The sequence below is a fragment of the Pseudomonas lactis genome (assembly GCF_001439845.1).
Taxonomy (GTDB): Bacteria; Pseudomonadota; Gammaproteobacteria; order Pseudomonadales; family Pseudomonadaceae; genus Aquipseudomonas; species Aquipseudomonas lactis.
Window position 1 is genome coordinate 280,150 of record NZ_JYLO01000010.1, and the last position, 14,222, is coordinate 294,371.

Sequence of the window (14,222 nt, forward strand, 5' to 3'; positions counted from 1 at the left end):
GTGCCATCCGGGTTTCAGCCTTCGCGCAATACGGTCAGCGGGCTGGCATTCAGCGCACGGCGCGTGCCGAACACTCCGGCAGCGCCAATCAACAAAGCACCGATCACGGGCAGCAGTAACAACCACGGGTGGGGATGCCACGCCAGGTCAAAGGCGTAGCGGTACAGCACCCAGGTCACCAGTTCGGTGCCCAGTGCCGCCAACAAGCCGCTGACGGCGCCCAGCAGGCCGAACTCAATGCGTCGGGCCTTGACCAGCAACTTACGCTCGGCACCCAGGGCGCGCAGCAATGCACCCTGGCGGATTCGTTCATCCAGGGTGGCCTGCAGGCCAGAGAACAACACCGCCATGCCCGCCGCGAGTACAAACAACAGCACGTATTCGACCGCCAAGGTCACTTGGGCAAGGATGCTGCGCAATTGCTCCAGCAGGGCCTCGACCTGCAGGATAGTGACCGCCGGGAAGGCCCGTGACAGGTCGACGATCTGTTGGTCATGGCCGGGAGCCAGATAGAAGCTGGTGAGGTAGGTCGCGGGCAGATCCTTCAAGGTGCCCGGTTGGAAAATCATGAAGAAGTTGGGCTGGAAGTTATCCCAGTTGATGGTGCGCAGGCTGGTGACCCGCGCCTCACGGTTTTCCCCTCCGATGGTGAACACCAGATGGTCGTTGAGCTTGAGCTTCAGGCTCTCGGCCACTTTGGCTTCCACCGACACGCCAGGAACCCCATCAGTGGGTTGCGCCGACCACCAGCTACCTGCCGTCAGGACGTTACCCGCTGGCAAGTCGGCTGCCCAGGTCAGGCTCAGGTCGCGTTGAGTGGCACGGTCGCCGCTGGAGTCCTTGCTGACAATCTCCTGCACCGGTTCGCCATTGATGCTGATCAAGCGCCCTGGTACCACCGGGTAAAGCGGCGCCGCTTGCGCCTGGACATCCAGCAGGCGGGCGCCAAAGGCGTCCTTGTCGGCCGGCAGGATATTCAGGGCGAAGTAGTTGGGTGCATCCTTGGGCAGCTGGTTTTGCCAGGTGTCGAGCAATTCGCCCCGCAACAGCGCGATCAACCCCATGGACAACAGGATCAAGCCAAACGCCAGGGACTGGCCTGCCGCCGCCAAGGGGTGACGCAACAACTGGCCCAGGCCCAGGCGCCAGGGCAGGGAGGCGCGAGCCAATAACCGTCGCAGGCTTTGCAGCAACAGCAACAGCAAGCCACCCAGGAGCAACGCAGCCACCACACCGCCACCGAGTAATGCGAAGGTCAATACCAAGTCCAGGCTCAGGCGCCACATGATCAGGCCCAAGGCAAACAGCGCCGCGCCGTAAACCATCCAAGTGCTTGAGGGGATAGGCAGCAAATCGCGGCGCAACACCCGCAGCGGTGGTACCCGGCCCAGTGCGGCCAGCGGCGGGAGGGCGAAGCCGGCGAGGGCGACCAGCCCGGTACCGATCCCGGCGACGGCCGGCAGCAGCCCGCCCGGCGGTACGTCGGCGGGGAGCAAGTCGTGCAGGAAATAGAACAGGCCAAACTGCGCCAGCCAGCCGAGCAGGGCGCCGGCCAGGCTCGCCAGCAAGCCCAGCACACTCAGTTGCAGGGTGAACAACAACATCGCTTCACGGCGCGACAGGCCCAGGCAGCGCAACAACGCGCTGGCATCGAAACGTCGGCTGGCGAAGCGGTTGGCCGACAGCGCCACGGCCACGCCAGCCAGCAGCACGGCCACCAGGCTGGCCATGTTCAGGTAGCGTTCGGCCTTGCCCAGCGCGCCGCCGATTTGCTGGTTGCCATCGCGGGAGTCCTGCAGGCGCTGGTTGGCGGCCAGGCCCGGTTTGACCAGGTCGCGATAGGTTTGCAGCGCAGTGCTGCCTTGCGGCGCACGCCATAGTTCGCGGTAGCTCACCCGGCTGCCTGGCTGCACGACACCGGTGGCGTCCAGGTCCGCCAGGTTGATCATGACCCTGGGCGTGAGGCTGTAGAAGTTGCCGGCGCGGTCGGGCTCATAGGTCAGGATGCGCGCCAAGCGTAGGGTTTTCATGCCGACATCAATGCTGTCGCCGACTTTCAGGTCCAGCGCCGTCAGCAATCGTGCTTCCACCCAGGCTTCGCCGGGTTTTGGGGCACTGCCCGGAACTTCAGCGCCGAAAGGCTCGGTGCTGCTTTTAAGCTCGCCACGCAGCGGGTACTGCTCGTTGACCGCCTTGATACTGGAAAGCTGGATGCCATTGTCGGTGGCGATAACGCTGGAGAACTCCACGATGCGGGCGTGATCCAGGCCCAGTTCGGTCCCTGATTTGATTTGCTCGGGGCGGGCCGGCGAGCTGCCTTCGAGCACCAGGTCGGCGCCGAGGAACTCGGTGGCACGCAGCAGCATGGCGCCGTTGAGGCGCGCACCAAAGTAGCCGATGGCGGTGCTGGCGGCCACGGCCACCAGCAGGGCAAAGAACAGCACGCGCAATTCACCGGCGCGGGCGTCGCGCAGTAACTGACGCATGGCAAGGCTGAACAGACGCAACAGCGGCAAACGTGCCATCAAGGCTCCAGGGGCGCGACCATCAGGCCGGCTTCAAGGCGGATCAGGCGTCGGCAACGGTGGGCCAGGCGCTCGTCATGGGTGACCAGTACCAGGGTCGTACCGCTCTCTTTATTCAACTCGAACAGCAGGTCGCTGATGCGCTCGCCAGTATGGCTGTCGAGGTTGCCGGTGGGCTCGTCGGCAAACAGCACATCCGGTTCGGCGGCAAACGCGCGGGCAATCGCCACGCGTTGTTGTTCGCCACCGGACAGCTGGCGAGGCGAGTGGGTCAGGCGCTGGCCCAGGCCTACGCGCTCCAGCAGGTGTTTGGCTCGCTCGCGGGCGTCCTGGCGACCGTCCAGCTCCAGCGGCAGCATCACGTTTTCCAGCGCGTTCAAGCTGTCGAGCAACTGAAAGGATTGGAATACGAAGCCCACATGCTCGGCGCGGATGCGTGCGCGCTGGTCTTCGTCGAGGGTGCTCAGGGCTTGCCCGGCCAGGGTGACTTCGCCGCTGCTGGGCAGGTCGAGGCCGGCCAGCAGGCCCAGTAGGGTGGATTTGCCGGAACCGGAGCTGCCGACGATAGCTAGGCTATCGCCCTTGTTCAGTTCCAGGCTCAGTTCGTGCAGGATAGTCAGTTCACCTTCCGCGCTGGGAACCACTTTGCTAAGGTTTCGCGCGGTGAGAATGCTTGCGCCCATGGAGAATCCGATGCGAGTGTGGTTTTTGAGTGCTGGCCTGGCCTTGATGTGCATGGCCCAGAACGCAGCGGCGGGTACAGTCCTGATCGTTGGCGATAGTATCAGTGCCGGTTTCGGCCTGGATACCCGCAAAGGGTGGGTCGCGTTGCTGGAGCAACGGCTCAAGCAGGAGGGTTTTGACGATAAAGTCGTCAATGCTTCCATCAGTGGCGACACCAGTGCAGGAGGCCTCGCGCGGCTGCCGGCGGCGCTTGCGGCGCATAAACCGGATGTGGTGGTGATCGAGTTGGGTGGCAACGATGGCTTGCGCGGCCAGCCGCCGGCGCAATTGAAACAAAATCTTGCGTCGATGATTGACCAGTCCAAGGCCGGTGGTGCCAAGGTGCTGCTGCTGGGGATGCAGTTGCCACCCAATTACGGGCCTCGATACACCAACGCGTTTGCACAAGTCTATGGTGCATTGGCCAAGGAAAAAAACATTCCTCTGGTACCGTTTTTCCTTGAGGGCGTGGGCGGTCATCCAGAGCTGATGCAGGCTGATCAATTGCATCCGGCAGTCGCGGCGCAAGGCAAGTTGCTGGAAAATGTCTGGCCAACGCTAAAACCGCTGTTATGACGCTTTTCTACCGGCAGGCTTTCGGCTAAGGTGGCGCCCCCCCGATTTGGAGCCCTCGATGTCGCGCCCTGCCTGGTCCCTGTTTAACTACCAACTGATCGAGCCGGACGAGCAGCTGGACCTGTTCGCCTGCCAGGAAGTGCGGGTGCATTTGGTGGCGCGTCAATTGGAACTGGGCGGCTCCATCGACCGCACGCTCTGCGGCACTTTATTGCCCGCACAGCCACGCTGGTCATCGGTCAACCGCTCGATTTTTCAAGACCAGCGACTCTGCCCGTTATGCCGGGCGATTCTCGAATCGCAAAAGCGCGGCACGCCGCCGATCTGGCCGGAGCTGCGCTTCGAGCTGTAAAACAGCTTGAAGCTTGGCGCTGCGAAGCCGTATACAATCAGTTTTTCCCTACCCGTCGTCTTGCGAAGGATTTTCCGGATGTTGTCGCGCCTTTCCGTCGTCACCTGCTGCCTGTCTCTTGCTGCGCTTTGTGCGGCGGGTTCGGCGGCGGCCTTGCAGTTGCCCTTGCCGCCGCCCGGTGAGGACATTGTCGGCCAGGTCCAAGTGATCAAGGCCAAGTACGAAGATACCTTTGCTGACCTTGGCACCACCTACGACCTGGGCTATTCGGAAATGGTCGCGGCCAACCCGGGCGTCGATGCCTGGTTGCCGGGCGCGGGCACCGAGATTGTGCTGCCCACACGCTTTATCCTGCCGCCCGGGCCGCGGGAAGGCATTGTGATCAACCTGGCGGAATACCGGCTCTACTACTATCCCAAAGGCCAAAACGTCGTCTATACCTTCCCGCTGGGTATTGGCCGGGAAGGCTGGGGCTCGCCGATTGCCCATACCAGTATCATCGCCAAGACGCCCAACCCGACCTGGACACCACCGGCCTCGATCAAGGCCGAGCACGCCGCCAACGGTGACCCGCTGCCCAATGTGGTGCCTGCCGGCCCCGACAACCCACTGGGGCCGTTCAAGTTCACCCTGGGCACGCCGGGTTACCTGATTCACGGCTCCAACATGAAATTCGGGATCGGCACGCGCACCAGCCACGGCTGCTTCCGCATGTTCAATAACAACGTGTTGGAAATGGCGGGCATGGTGCCGGTGGGCACGTCAGTGCGCATCATCAACGACGCGTACAAGTTCGGCAGCAGCGGCGGCAAGGTCTACCTTGAAGCCCACACGCCGTTGAACGATGACGGTACGCCCTCGGTGGTCGACAAGCACACCGCAGTTATCAATGCGTTGCTCAAGCGCGAAGACCTGTCCAATAACCTGCGGGTCAACTGGGACCAGGTACGTGACGTGGTCGCCGCCGAGGATGGCTTGCCGACCGAAATTGGTGTGCCAGGCGCGGCGCCTGTGGCCTCAAGTACGCCGGCCGACCTGCTGTAGGAGCGAGCTTGCTCGCGAAAAACCTGAGGGCGCCGCTGTCATTCAGGACGCCCGCGTCATCGTTGACCATCTTCGCGAGCAAGTTCGCTCCTACAGGTGGCGCGTGCCAAATCAAAGGCAAAAAAAAGCCGACCCATAAATGGATCGGCTTGATAACAACCCCGAAGGATTATTACTTGCGGCTTGCTTTTTCAAGCATGCGCAGAGCGCGCTCGTTAGCTTCGTCAGCAGTCTGTTGTGCTTTTTGAGCAGCAGCCAGAGCTTCATCAGCTTTACGGTAGGCTTCGTCTGCACGGGCCTGGGAGCGAGCTGCTGCGTCTTCAGTTGCAGTCAGACGAGCTTCGGTTTCTTTGGAGACGCTGCTGCAACCGGTAGCCAGAACTGCGGCCAGAGCCAGAGCAGAGAATTTCAGAACGTTGTTCATCGTGTTCCCCTTCAAGGACTTTCAATTTAATGGCTACTTTCTCAGAGTGAGCTAATAGCCGGCGTACATACTACCCATTACTTGTAGTAAGTAAACTGACGTTGCGCAAGAAGCAAAAAAATTTCTTGTGCCGAATCTATTTTGGCTAATCTTTTGACGGTTTGTATGAAAACCGTCCAGTTTTTTGCGCCTCGACGAACATTGGATCCAGGCTGAAAGGGCCGGCCCGCATGTGTTAAGCCTTGTAAATCGATGAAATTTTATATAACGAAGCGGGGCACTTTGGTCGCGCTTGGCTTTACTGCGCCAGGCATCTTTTGCGCATCTAGAGGTGACTTTAAGAGCGCCAGTTCGTCTCAAGGTTCAACTGCCGGCAATGTTCAGGCTATCGGTCGCCGATTGATCGAGGCCCTTTCTATATCCATCAGCGGCGGGGAATGACGAGTGCGCCTTGAGCAATTTCAGGTTTGGTGCCTACTATTCCCTATGTGCTGGTTGTGAGCGCTCACGGTTTTCTCGCTGTCGAAACCGGCACGGGGTGGCGTAGATGTTCCTTCGCCGGAAAAACATCGGTAAGGTAGGGTCGTTAATTCAGACCCGCGAGGAGTAGTGATGAGCGAGGCGTTGTCCATCCACCATGACCAGGCTGGTCATCAGTTCGAGACCAATGTGGACGGTCATCGTGCCTACCTGACCTACATGGACCTCGGGAAGCAGACCCTGGATATCTATCGCACCTTCGTGCCCAACGCACTGCGGGGGCGAGGCATTGCGGCTGCGTTGACCGAGGAAGCCTTGAAGTTTGCCGAAGAGGCTGGCTACACGGTGATCCCGTCGTGCTCCTATGTCGAACGCTACATGGAGCGCCACCAGCGCCATGCCGCGAAGCTGTAACTGACCAGTTGCCAATAAAAAACGCCGGGCTTAGCCCGGCGTTTTTGTGTGCGCGAAACAGGTACAGGCTCAGGTGCGTTTGCGCTGGGGCAACACGTCCTTGAGTTTGGCATGCATGCTGCGCAGGGTGGTTTCGGTGGCGGACCAGTCGATACAGGCATCGGTGATCGATACGCCGTACTGCAAGTCGGCCAGGTCTTTTGGAATCGCCTGGCAACCCCAGTTCAGATGGCTCTCCACCATCAAGCCGATGATCGACTGGTTGCCTTCCAGGATCTGGTTGGCAACGTTCTCCATCACCAACGGCTGCAACGCCGGGTCTTTGTTGGAGTTGGCGTGGCTGCAATCGACCATGATGTTTGGCTTGATCTTGGCCTTGTTCAGCGCCTGTTCGCACAGGGCGACGCTGACCGAATCATAGTTGGGCTTGCCATTGCCGCCACGCAGCACCACGTGACCGTAGGCGTTGCCCTTGGTGGTCACGATGGACACGCCGCCTTCCTGGTTGATACCCAGGAAACGGTGAGGGCTGGAGACCGATTGCAGCGCATTGATCGCCACGGTCAGGCCGCCGTCGGTGCCGTTCTTGAAGCCTACGGCCGAGGACAGGCCGGACGCCATTTCGCGGTGGGTCTGGGATTCGGTGGTGCGTGCGCCGATAGCCGACCAACTGATCAGGTCCTGGAGGTATTGCGGGGAGATCGGGTCGAGGGCTTCGGTGGCGGTGGGCAGGCCCATTTCAGCCAGGTCCAGCAGCAGCTTGCGACCGATGTGCAAGCCGTCCTGGATTTTGAAGGAGTCGTCCAGGTACGGGTCGTTGATCAAGCCTTTCCAGCCGACGGTGGTACGCGGCTTCTCGAAATACACGCGCATGACCAGGTACAAGGTGTCGGACACCTCAGCTGCCAGCACCTTGAGGCGCTCGGCATATTCGTGGGCGGCCTTGAGGTCGTGGATAGAGCAGGGCCCGATCACCACGAAGAGGCGGTGGTCGGTGCCGTCGAGAATGTCACGGATGACTTCGCGGCCCTTGGTGACGGTCTGCAGGGCAGCGTCGCTCAGGGGGATTTCGCGCTTGAGCTGATCGGGGGTGATCAGGGTCTCGTTGGATTCAACGTTAAGGTCATTGATCGGTAAATCAGCCATCGTGTTACTCGCCAGGGTCACGGGTGCCGGCCGCCAGCTATCCCCGTGCGGCGGGCACAGCATGATTTGAATGCAGGGGGAGGAACCTTAGCGCGTAACACGGGCCCGCGACAATGGGCAAAGCCCGGTTTAATCCAGTGCTGGCTGCACAACCGCCTCATGGGAGAACTCGCCGGCATGGCGCGACACCCAATCACGGGCCATGGCTTCCAGTTGCGCAGGCGTTGGCTCGGCATCTTCGTGCAGGCGGCAGTAACGCTCGATCTGGCACACTTGCTCGCCCATCCGCGCACCGAACAAGGCGTGTTCGTCGGTAAAGCAGATACCGATGCGATAGCCCTGTTCGACCTTGCGGCACCAGGCAACATAGCCCGGATAACGGGCGCTGGGCCCCAGGGAAGGGATATGCAGATCAACCGCCGTGCCGGCGCGCCAGGCACGCGGCCAATTGCAGGCGATGCCGCCACGGCCGATAGTGTGCAGGCGTTGGCGGGGAAGGGCGGGAGAGGGACGTTGGATCAACTCGACAGCGACATCATCAGGGTGAGGTAAAAAACGACCCATGTACACGGACTCCGAGCGCCGTCCAGTTGACGGCAATGGCAGCAGTATAGTGAAGGAACTGGAATTGACCGACCTGGATATTGACCAGCAATTGCTGGGATTGCCAGGTATTTCGCTGGTAGTGTTCACCAGTGTCGGTTGTACCAGTTGCCGCTGGGCACGCCAGCAATTGCCCGGCTGGCACTTGCCGGTGGACCGCGTGTGCTGGGTGGATGCCGGGCACAACGGCGGTGCGGTGCAACGCTACCAGATCTTTCATTTGCCGGCGTTGTTCCTGGTATGCGAGGGTCAATTCCTTGGGCAATTACAGACACGTCTTACAGCATCCGACCTCGCCGAATGGGTAAACCAGGCGCTAACCCGAACACCAGAGGATTTGCCATGACAGCAGTTGCAGCCCCGTCGCCACGCATTGGCATTATCGGCACCGGTGCCATTGGTGGTTACTACGGACTGATGCTGGCGCGTGCCGGCTTCGACGTGCATTTCCTGTTGCGCAGCGAATACGCCGCGGTGAGCAAGCATGGCCTGCACGTCAACAGTACGGTGCATGGGCAACTGCACCTGCATCCGGTGCAGGCCTATGCCAGCGCCGCCGACATGCCGCCGTGCGACTGGCTATTGGTGGGCACCAAGTCCACCGGCAATGTGGACCTGGCGCCGACCATCGCCCAAGTGGCGGCGCCGGACGCCAAAGTGGTGCTCCTGCAAAACGGCCTCGATGTGGAAGACAGCCTGCGTGAACACCTGCCGCCTTCGCTGCATCTGTTGGGCGGCCTGTGCTACATCGGTGTGCACCGCTCGGCCCCCGGTGTGGTCGAGCATCAGGCGTTGGGCCGGGTCAACCTGGGCTATCACAGTGGCACGGCGGCCAACGATGAGGCGCGGCAACAGGCGATTGTCGAAGCCGGCGCCGGGCTGTTTCATCAAGCCGGTATCGAGTCCCAGGCCATGGCCAATGTGCATCTGGCGCGTTGGCACAAGCTGGTCTGGAATGTGCCATTCAACGGCCTCTCGGTGTTGCTGGGCACGGGCACCACGGCCATGATGGCCGATGAGTCCAGCCGCGAGTTGATCCAGGCGCTGATGGCCGAGGTGGTGCAGGGCGCTCATGCCTGTGGGCATGAAATTCCTGCCAGCTACGCCGGGCAGATGTTCGCCATGACCGAAACCATGGACGACTACCTGCCCAGCATGTACCACGACCACCTGCACAAGCGGCCCTTGGAACTGGCGGCCATCTACGCCCGTCCCTTGGCCGCTGCCAAAGCGGCCGGTTGCGAACTGCCACGCATGCAGGCGCTGTACCAGGCCTTGAGTTTCATTGATCGGCACAACCGCTGATTGGGGGGGAACCACTGACCAGGCTGGCCATTGCGAGAAAGCCAGGGAGGTGGTGGCCACTGGGCATGTGCCCCATGGCATCAGCAACGAGTTGAGAATCCAGACCGAGCGCTAGCTGCTAAGCTCATTCCATCCCCGCCATCCTGGCAGTCCAGGAGGTTTTATGATTCGTTCGATGCTGTTTGCCACGGACCTCGGTCTGTATGCACCCTATGTGATGCAACATGCATTGGCGCTGGCGCGAACGTTCAAGGCTGACCTGTATGTGATCCACGTGGTCGAGCCCATCGGCTTGTTCGCCGAATCGGTGTTGCAGAGCTACCTTGATGAGGCCGCCTTGAGCGAATGGCAGAGCAAGGGGCTGAGCACGGTGATGGCGACGATTGAACAGCGTGTGCTCGACAGCTTTCGCGAGGAGTGGGGGGAAGGGGAGCAGGACCTGCAATGGATTCGCTCGGTCAAGGTGATCCAGGGGGACCCTTGCGAGGTGATTCTCGACCAGTTGCGAAAACTGTCTGTCGACTTGCTGGTCGTCGGCAGTCATAGCCAGGCAACCGGCGTGGCCGTCCCCCTTGGACGTACCGCCGCACGGGTGTTGCAGTTGTCCCCGGTGCCGGTTTACTTGGTGCCGTCGCTGCAGCGTCGGCGCAGTGACGACAGCTGATCGGTAAAAACGATAAAAAGTTCTAGATTTATCCGCCAAACCTTTAATATAGTTATATACCGTCGCTGATACCCGTGGCGTCTATCTGCTTTGAGGGATTGATATGAAGCTTCAACAACTGCGCTACATCTGGGAAGTGGCGCACCACGACCTCAACGTTTCCGCTACCGCTCAAAGCCTCTACACCTCGCAGCCTGGTATCAGCAAGCAGATCCGCCTGCTCGAAGACGAGCTGGGCGTCGAAGTCTTCGCACGCAGTGGCAAACACCTGACCCGCGTCACTCCGGCTGGCGAGCGCATCATCACCACCGCCGGCGAGATCCTGCGTAAAGTCGAAAGCATCAAGCAGATTGCCCAGGAATTCTCCAACGAGAAGAAAGGCACCTTGTCGATCGCCACCACTCACACCCAGGCACGTTATGCACTGCCGCCGGTGATCCGCGATTTCATCAAGCAATACCCGGACGTGGCGCTGCACATGCACCAGGGTTCGCCGATGCAGATTGCCGAAATGGCCGCTGACGGCACCGTCGATTTTGCCATCGCCACCGAAGCCCTGGAACTGTTCGGCGACCTGGTGATGATGCCCTGCTACCGCTGGAACCGTTGCGTGGTTGTGCCTCAGGGGCACCCGTTGGCCAAGTTGCCGAAGCTGACCCTGGAAGCCTTGGCTGAATACCCGATTGTGACCTATGTGTTCGGCTTTACCGGCCGTTCCAAGCTCGACGAAGCCTTCAGCCATCGCGGCCTCACGCCCAAGGTGGTGTTCACCGCTGCCGATGCCGACGTGATCAAGACCTATGTGCGCCTCGGCCTGGGCGTCGGGATCGTTGCCAAGATGGCGGTCGACACCAACCTGGACAAAGACCTGGTGGTGCTGGATGCCAGCGAATTGTTCGAGTCCAGCGTGACCAAGATCGGTTTCCGCCGCGGTACTTTCCTGCGCGGCTTCATGTGCGATTTCATCGAGAAGTTCGCCCCGCACCTGACCCGCGAAGTGATGGCAAAGGCGATTCAGTGCCACAACAAGCAAGAGCTGGAAGAGCTGTTCGACGGCGTCGAATTGCCCGTCCACTGACACGATTACCCTGTAGGCGCGAGCTTGCTCGCGAAGATCGCCAACGATAACGCGGGGCGCCAGGTTGTATGCGGCGCCCTTGCGTTTCTTCGCGAGCAAGCTCGCGCCTACAGGGGCCGTAGGTTATCTGGCCTCGGTCACCGTAAAGTACTGCCGAGCGCCGGCCACCAGAATCTCCACCTCTTCATCGATACGCTTGCCCAGCAGGCCTTTGCCCAAGGGCGAGCGCGGCGTGATGACGGTCACTGGTTGCCCGACCACATCCACTTTCAAACCCGCTGCATCCGGCGCCAGGAACAGCCATTGCTGGCGACCGTCCTCGTCTTCCAGGCCTACCAGCGTGCCTGTCTCTATCCCACGTTGATCATCGTACGCACGTAGCTGCAATTGCTGGCACAAGACCAGCGATTGCTTGATCTCCTCCACTCGCCGGGCCTGCCCGGTGGCCAGGTACGAAGCCTCCAGGCCGAGGGTGTCGTATTTGTTCTCGGCGATGTTTTCTTCGTGGGTCGCGGTTTCGTAAGCGGTCTGCGCGGCGCGTTGGACGATGTCGAGGTCGACGGTGAGCTTTTCCAGGATCAACTGGAGCACGGCGTGTTTATTCATGGCGGTATCTGGCATCAATCGCAGAATTGCAGGACATTGGCCCGCGTCTTTTCATTGGGAGCGTTCTGGTCTTGTTGCAGCCAGAACTGGCATTTGGGGTTGGACAGGTTACGCGCGTTGCTTCGGGCCTGTTCCAGAGCCTGTTGTTGTTCCTGTTTATGCAGGTTCTGTTGGTACTGTTCGAACAGGCGGTTCGGTGGCTGCGGCTCAACCATCGCCGGTTGGCCCAATTGCTGAACCGCCTGTGCCACCGGCGCCAGGCTCTGGGGGAACAGGTAGCGAGACGCCAGCCAGGTGGTCAGCGCAATGGCGATAAACCCTAGCCACACGCCTGCGGCAATCGCGATGCAGAGCTTGAACAGCGATAACGGACGGTCAGACATAAGGGCCTCCTGGCAGGCATTGACGGCATGGCGGTGATTGTCGCACAGCCTCCGTGCAGAATAATCGCGATCAAGCCTTCTGCATCCACGCATTTATGCGGACAATCGAACCTTTGATCGATGGAGCCCGGAATGAAAGCCCGCTGGGATATTTTTTGCAGTGTCGTCGACAACTACGGCGACATCGGCGTGACCTGGCGCCTGGCCCGGCAGTTGGTGGTGGAGCAGGGCTGTGACGTGCGTTTGTGGGTCGACGACCTGCGGGCCTTCGAACGCATGTGCCCGGACATTGATGTGCAGGTGGGCCAGCAATGGCAAGAGGGCGTGCAAGTGCGTCACTGGCCGGCCGAATGGCCTGGCGCACACCCTGCCGATGTGGTGATTGCCGCGTTCGCCTGCCAGCTACCGCCTGAGTACATGGACCGCATGGCCGAGCGTGAGCGTGCGCCATTGTGGATGAACCTCGATTACCTCAGCGCCGAAGACTGGGTGGTGGGCTGCCATCGCTTGCCTTCGGTGAAGTACAAGGGCGTGCAGAAATACTTTTTCTTCCCCGGTTTTCGCCCAGGCACCGGCGGCCTGTTGCGCGAAGCCGGCTTGTTGGAGCGCCGCCAGGCATTTCAGCAGGATGACCTCGCGCAGCAACAGTTCCTGCAAAGCCTGGGTGTTGCTCCGACGGCCGGTGCGCGTTTGATGTCGCTGTTTGCCTATGAGAATGACGGCTTGGCCGGCTGGCTGGACGTATTGGCAGCCGATAGGCGTGGGACGCACTTGCTGGTGCCGGAAGGGCGCATTCTGGGGGATGTGCAACGCTGGCTGGGCGTGAACAGCTTGTCCGCAGGTGACATCCAGGTGCGTGGTGCGCTGACCGTACAGGTCATTGCATTCGTGCGTCAGGAGCAATATGACCGATTGCTATGGTGCTGCGAACTCAACGCCGTGCGTGGCGAGGACTCATTCGTGCGTGCCCAGTGGGCGGGCAGGCCATTGCTGTGGCACATCTACCGCCAGGACGAAGACATCCACCTGGACAAGCTCGACGCCTTCCTGGAACTGTACACCGCCGCACTTTCGCCGACCGCCAAGGCTGCCGTCGTTACGCTCTGGCAAGCCTGGAACGCTGATGGCGATATGGCACAGTCCTGGAAAATGCTGCTGGAACATTGGCCGGAGGTCAGCCAGCACGCGCAGAACTGGTGTCTGGAACAAGGCTTGCAGGCCGATCTTGCGACGGCGCTGGTACAGTTTTATGAAAGTTGGATATGATACGCCACCTTGATTTTTGTCAATCCCATCCAAATTTCGGATATACGCAATGAAAACTGGTAAAGAACTGAAACCCGGTACAGTGATCCGTCTCGAAAACGACCCTTGGCTGGTTCAGAAAGCTGAGTTCACCAAGTCTGGTCGTAACAGCGCAATCATGAAGACCAAGCTGAAGAACCTGCTGACCGGTTACAAGACCGAAATCGTCTACAGCGCCGATGACAAACTGGACGACGTGATCCTCGACCGCAAAGAAGCGACCCTGTCCTTCATCAGCGGCGACACCTACACGTTCATGGACACCACCGACTACACCATGTACGAGCTGAACGCTGAAGATATCGAAGCCGTTCTGCCGTTCATCGAAGAAGGCATGGAAGACGTCTGCGAAGCGATCTTCTTCGAAGAGCGCCTGGTTTCCGTAGAACTGCCGACCACCATCGTGCGTAAGGTTGCTTACACCGAAGGCTCCGCTCGCGGCGACACTTCCGGCAAGGTGATGAAGCCTGCCAAGCTGAGCAACGGTACCGAACTGCAAGTGGCCGATTTCATCGAAATCGACGACCTGATCGAGATCGACACCCGTGAAGGTGGTTCGTACAAAGGTCGCGCCAAGAAGTAATTCTGGCCCCG

The 14,222-nt window shown here is 60.4% G+C and carries 17 protein-coding genes and 1 pseudogene; 11 read left to right on the forward strand and 7 right to left on the reverse strand.

Annotated features, from left to right (window positions below):
• Nucleotides 1–14: 14 nt before the first annotated feature.
• Nucleotides 15–2,525, reverse strand: a complete 2,511-nt coding sequence (locus tag TX24_RS19230; protein WP_003189863.1) for an ABC transporter permease — start codon at nucleotides 2,523–2,525, stop codon at nucleotides 15–17.
• On the reverse strand, nucleotides 2,525–3,208 hold the full coding sequence (locus TX24_RS19235) for an ABC transporter ATP-binding protein (RefSeq protein WP_003189864.1): 684 nt from the start codon (nucleotides 3,206–3,208) through the stop codon (nucleotides 2,525–2,527). Before TX24_RS19235 ends, TX24_RS19230 begins: the two co-directional genes overlap by 1 nt.
• Before the next feature lie 10 nt (nucleotides 3,209–3,218).
• Here TX24_RS19235 and TX24_RS19240 point away from each other — a divergent pair, with 10 nt between their 5' ends.
• The 3 genes from TX24_RS19240 to TX24_RS19250 all read left to right on the forward strand — a co-directional run bounded on the left by TX24_RS19240 (nucleotide 3,219) and on the right by TX24_RS19250 (nucleotide 5,220).
• Entirely contained in the window at nucleotides 3,219–3,824 is a 606-nt protein-coding gene (locus TX24_RS19240) for an arylesterase (protein WP_003189865.1), read from the forward strand.
• Nucleotides 3,825–3,882: 58 nt separating this feature from the next.
• Nucleotides 3,883–4,176, forward strand: a complete 294-nt coding sequence (locus tag TX24_RS19245; RefSeq protein WP_003189866.1) for a hypothetical protein — start codon at nucleotides 3,883–3,885, stop codon at nucleotides 4,174–4,176.
• Between the two features lie 78 nt (nucleotides 4,177–4,254).
• A complete protein-coding gene (locus tag TX24_RS19250) occupies nucleotides 4,255–5,220 on the forward strand; it encodes a L,D-transpeptidase family protein (RefSeq protein WP_003189867.1) in 966 nt (321 codons plus the stop codon).
• Nucleotides 5,221–5,392: 172 nt separating this feature from the next.
• On the opposite strand, the gene oprI is transcribed toward TX24_RS19250, so the two are convergent.
• Nucleotides 5,393–5,644 carry an outer membrane lipoprotei OprI gene (gene oprI, locus TX24_RS19255; protein WP_003172710.1) on the reverse strand — a complete coding sequence of 84 codons (252 nt, stop codon included), beginning with the start codon at nucleotides 5,642–5,644 and terminating at the stop codon, nucleotides 5,393–5,395.
• A gap of 612 nt (nucleotides 5,645–6,256) precedes the next feature.
• On the opposite strand from oprI, the gene TX24_RS19260 reads away from it, so the two are divergent.
• Entirely contained in the window at nucleotides 6,257–6,538 is a 282-nt protein-coding gene (locus TX24_RS19260) for a GNAT family N-acetyltransferase (protein ID WP_003189869.1), read from the forward strand.
• Between the two features lie 69 nt (nucleotides 6,539–6,607).
• On the opposite strand, the gene TX24_RS19265 is transcribed toward TX24_RS19260, so the two are convergent.
• Entirely contained in the window at nucleotides 6,608–7,684 is a 1,077-nt protein-coding gene (locus TX24_RS19265; RefSeq protein WP_003189871.1) for a 3-deoxy-7-phosphoheptulonate synthase, read from the reverse strand.
• Nucleotides 7,685–7,813: 129 nt separating this feature from the next.
• Entirely contained in the window at nucleotides 7,814–8,248 is a 435-nt protein-coding gene (locus TX24_RS19270) for a PilZ domain-containing protein (RefSeq protein ID WP_003189872.1), read from the reverse strand.
• On the opposite strand from TX24_RS19270, the gene TX24_RS19275 reads away from it, so the two are divergent.
• The 5 genes and pseudogenes from TX24_RS19275 to cysB all read left to right on the forward strand — a co-directional run bounded on the left by TX24_RS19275 (nucleotide 8,247) and on the right by cysB (nucleotide 11,334).
• Nucleotides 8,247–8,633 (forward strand): thioredoxin family protein, encoded by a 387-nt coding sequence (locus TX24_RS19275; protein WP_003189873.1) that lies wholly within the window; start codon nucleotides 8,247–8,249, stop codon nucleotides 8,631–8,633. The genes TX24_RS19270 and TX24_RS19275 overlap by 2 nt on opposite strands.
• The gene (locus tag TX24_RS19280) at nucleotides 8,630–9,592 is read left to right on the forward strand and encodes a putative 2-dehydropantoate 2-reductase (protein ID WP_003189874.1); all 963 of its coding nucleotides are present in this window, start codon (nucleotides 8,630–8,632) and stop codon (nucleotides 9,590–9,592) included. Before TX24_RS19275 ends, TX24_RS19280 begins: the two co-directional genes overlap by 4 nt.
• 16 nt (nucleotides 9,593–9,608) lie before the next feature.
• Nucleotides 9,609–9,707, forward strand: a pseudogene (locus TX24_RS32565) (5'-nucleotidase); the annotation flags it as partial.
• Between the two features lie 48 nt (nucleotides 9,708–9,755).
• Nucleotides 9,756–10,256, forward strand: coding sequence for a universal stress protein (locus TX24_RS19285; protein ID WP_003189875.1), 501 nt, complete (start codon nucleotides 9,756–9,758; stop codon nucleotides 10,254–10,256).
• Nucleotides 10,257–10,359: 103 nt separating this feature from the next.
• The gene (cysB, locus tag TX24_RS19290) at nucleotides 10,360–11,334 is read left to right on the forward strand and encodes an HTH-type transcriptional regulator CysB (protein ID WP_003189876.1); all 975 of its coding nucleotides are present in this window, start codon (nucleotides 10,360–10,362) and stop codon (nucleotides 11,332–11,334) included.
• Nucleotides 11,335–11,457: 123 nt separating this feature from the next.
• Here cysB and TX24_RS19295 read toward each other — a convergent pair whose 3' ends face one another.
• Complete coding sequence (locus TX24_RS19295; RefSeq protein WP_003189877.1) at nucleotides 11,458–11,940, reverse strand: GreA/GreB family elongation factor; 483 nt, start codon at nucleotides 11,938–11,940, stop codon at nucleotides 11,458–11,460.
• Between the two features lie 14 nt (nucleotides 11,941–11,954).
• Nucleotides 11,955–12,323 (reverse strand): hypothetical protein, encoded by a 369-nt coding sequence (locus TX24_RS19300; RefSeq protein ID WP_003189878.1) that lies wholly within the window; start codon nucleotides 12,321–12,323, stop codon nucleotides 11,955–11,957.
• Nucleotides 12,324–12,455: 132 nt separating this feature from the next.
• On the opposite strand from TX24_RS19300, the gene earP reads away from it, so the two are divergent.
• Complete coding sequence (gene earP / locus TX24_RS19305) at nucleotides 12,456–13,589, forward strand: elongation factor P maturation arginine rhamnosyltransferase EarP (protein ID WP_057710900.1); 1,134 nt, start codon at nucleotides 12,456–12,458, stop codon at nucleotides 13,587–13,589.
• Between the two features lie 49 nt (nucleotides 13,590–13,638).
• Complete coding sequence (locus TX24_RS19310; RefSeq protein WP_003172723.1) at nucleotides 13,639–14,211, forward strand: elongation factor P; 573 nt, start codon at nucleotides 13,639–13,641, stop codon at nucleotides 14,209–14,211.
• The last annotated feature ends 11 nt before the right edge of the window (nucleotides 14,212–14,222 follow it).

What these genes read in the sequence shown, in the direction of transcription:
- TX24_RS19230 (WP_003189863.1), bottom strand. Translation starts at nt 2,525, where the DNA reads ATGGCACGTTTGCCGCTGTTGCGTCTGTTCAGCCTTGCCATGCGTCAG.
- TX24_RS19235 (WP_003189864.1), bottom strand. Translation starts at nt 3,208, where the DNA reads ATGGGCGCAAGCATTCTCACCGCGCGAAACCTTAGCAAAGTGGTTCCC.
- TX24_RS19240 (WP_003189865.1), top strand. Translation starts at nt 3,219, where the DNA reads ATGCGAGTGTGGTTTTTGAGTGCTGGCCTGGCCTTGATGTGCATGGCC.
- TX24_RS19245 (WP_003189866.1), top strand. Translation starts at nt 3,883, where the DNA reads ATGTCGCGCCCTGCCTGGTCCCTGTTTAACTACCAACTGATCGAGCCG.
- TX24_RS19250 (WP_003189867.1), top strand. Translation starts at nt 4,255, where the DNA reads ATGTTGTCGCGCCTTTCCGTCGTCACCTGCTGCCTGTCTCTTGCTGCG.
- oprI (WP_003172710.1), bottom strand. Translation starts at nt 5,644, where the DNA reads ATGAACAACGTTCTGAAATTCTCTGCTCTGGCTCTGGCCGCAGTTCTG.
- TX24_RS19260 (WP_003189869.1), top strand. Translation starts at nt 6,257, where the DNA reads ATGAGCGAGGCGTTGTCCATCCACCATGACCAGGCTGGTCATCAGTTC.
- TX24_RS19265 (WP_003189871.1), bottom strand. Translation starts at nt 7,684, where the DNA reads ATGGCTGATTTACCGATCAATGACCTTAACGTTGAATCCAACGAGACC.
- TX24_RS19275 (WP_003189873.1), top strand. Translation starts at nt 8,247, where the DNA reads ATGTACACGGACTCCGAGCGCCGTCCAGTTGACGGCAATGGCAGCAGT.
- TX24_RS19270 (WP_003189872.1), bottom strand. Translation starts at nt 8,248, where the DNA reads ATGGGTCGTTTTTTACCTCACCCTGATGATGTCGCTGTCGAGTTGATC.
- TX24_RS19280 (WP_003189874.1), top strand. Translation starts at nt 8,630, where the DNA reads ATGACAGCAGTTGCAGCCCCGTCGCCACGCATTGGCATTATCGGCACC.
- TX24_RS19285 (WP_003189875.1), top strand. Translation starts at nt 9,756, where the DNA reads ATGATTCGTTCGATGCTGTTTGCCACGGACCTCGGTCTGTATGCACCC.
- cysB (WP_003189876.1), top strand. Translation starts at nt 10,360, where the DNA reads ATGAAGCTTCAACAACTGCGCTACATCTGGGAAGTGGCGCACCACGAC.
- TX24_RS19295 (WP_003189877.1), bottom strand. Translation starts at nt 11,940, where the DNA reads ATGAATAAACACGCCGTGCTCCAGTTGATCCTGGAAAAGCTCACCGTC.
- TX24_RS19300 (WP_003189878.1), bottom strand. Translation starts at nt 12,323, where the DNA reads ATGTCTGACCGTCCGTTATCGCTGTTCAAGCTCTGCATCGCGATTGCC.
- earP (WP_057710900.1), top strand. Translation starts at nt 12,456, where the DNA reads ATGAAAGCCCGCTGGGATATTTTTTGCAGTGTCGTCGACAACTACGGC.
- TX24_RS19310 (WP_003172723.1), top strand. Translation starts at nt 13,639, where the DNA reads ATGAAAACTGGTAAAGAACTGAAACCCGGTACAGTGATCCGTCTCGAA.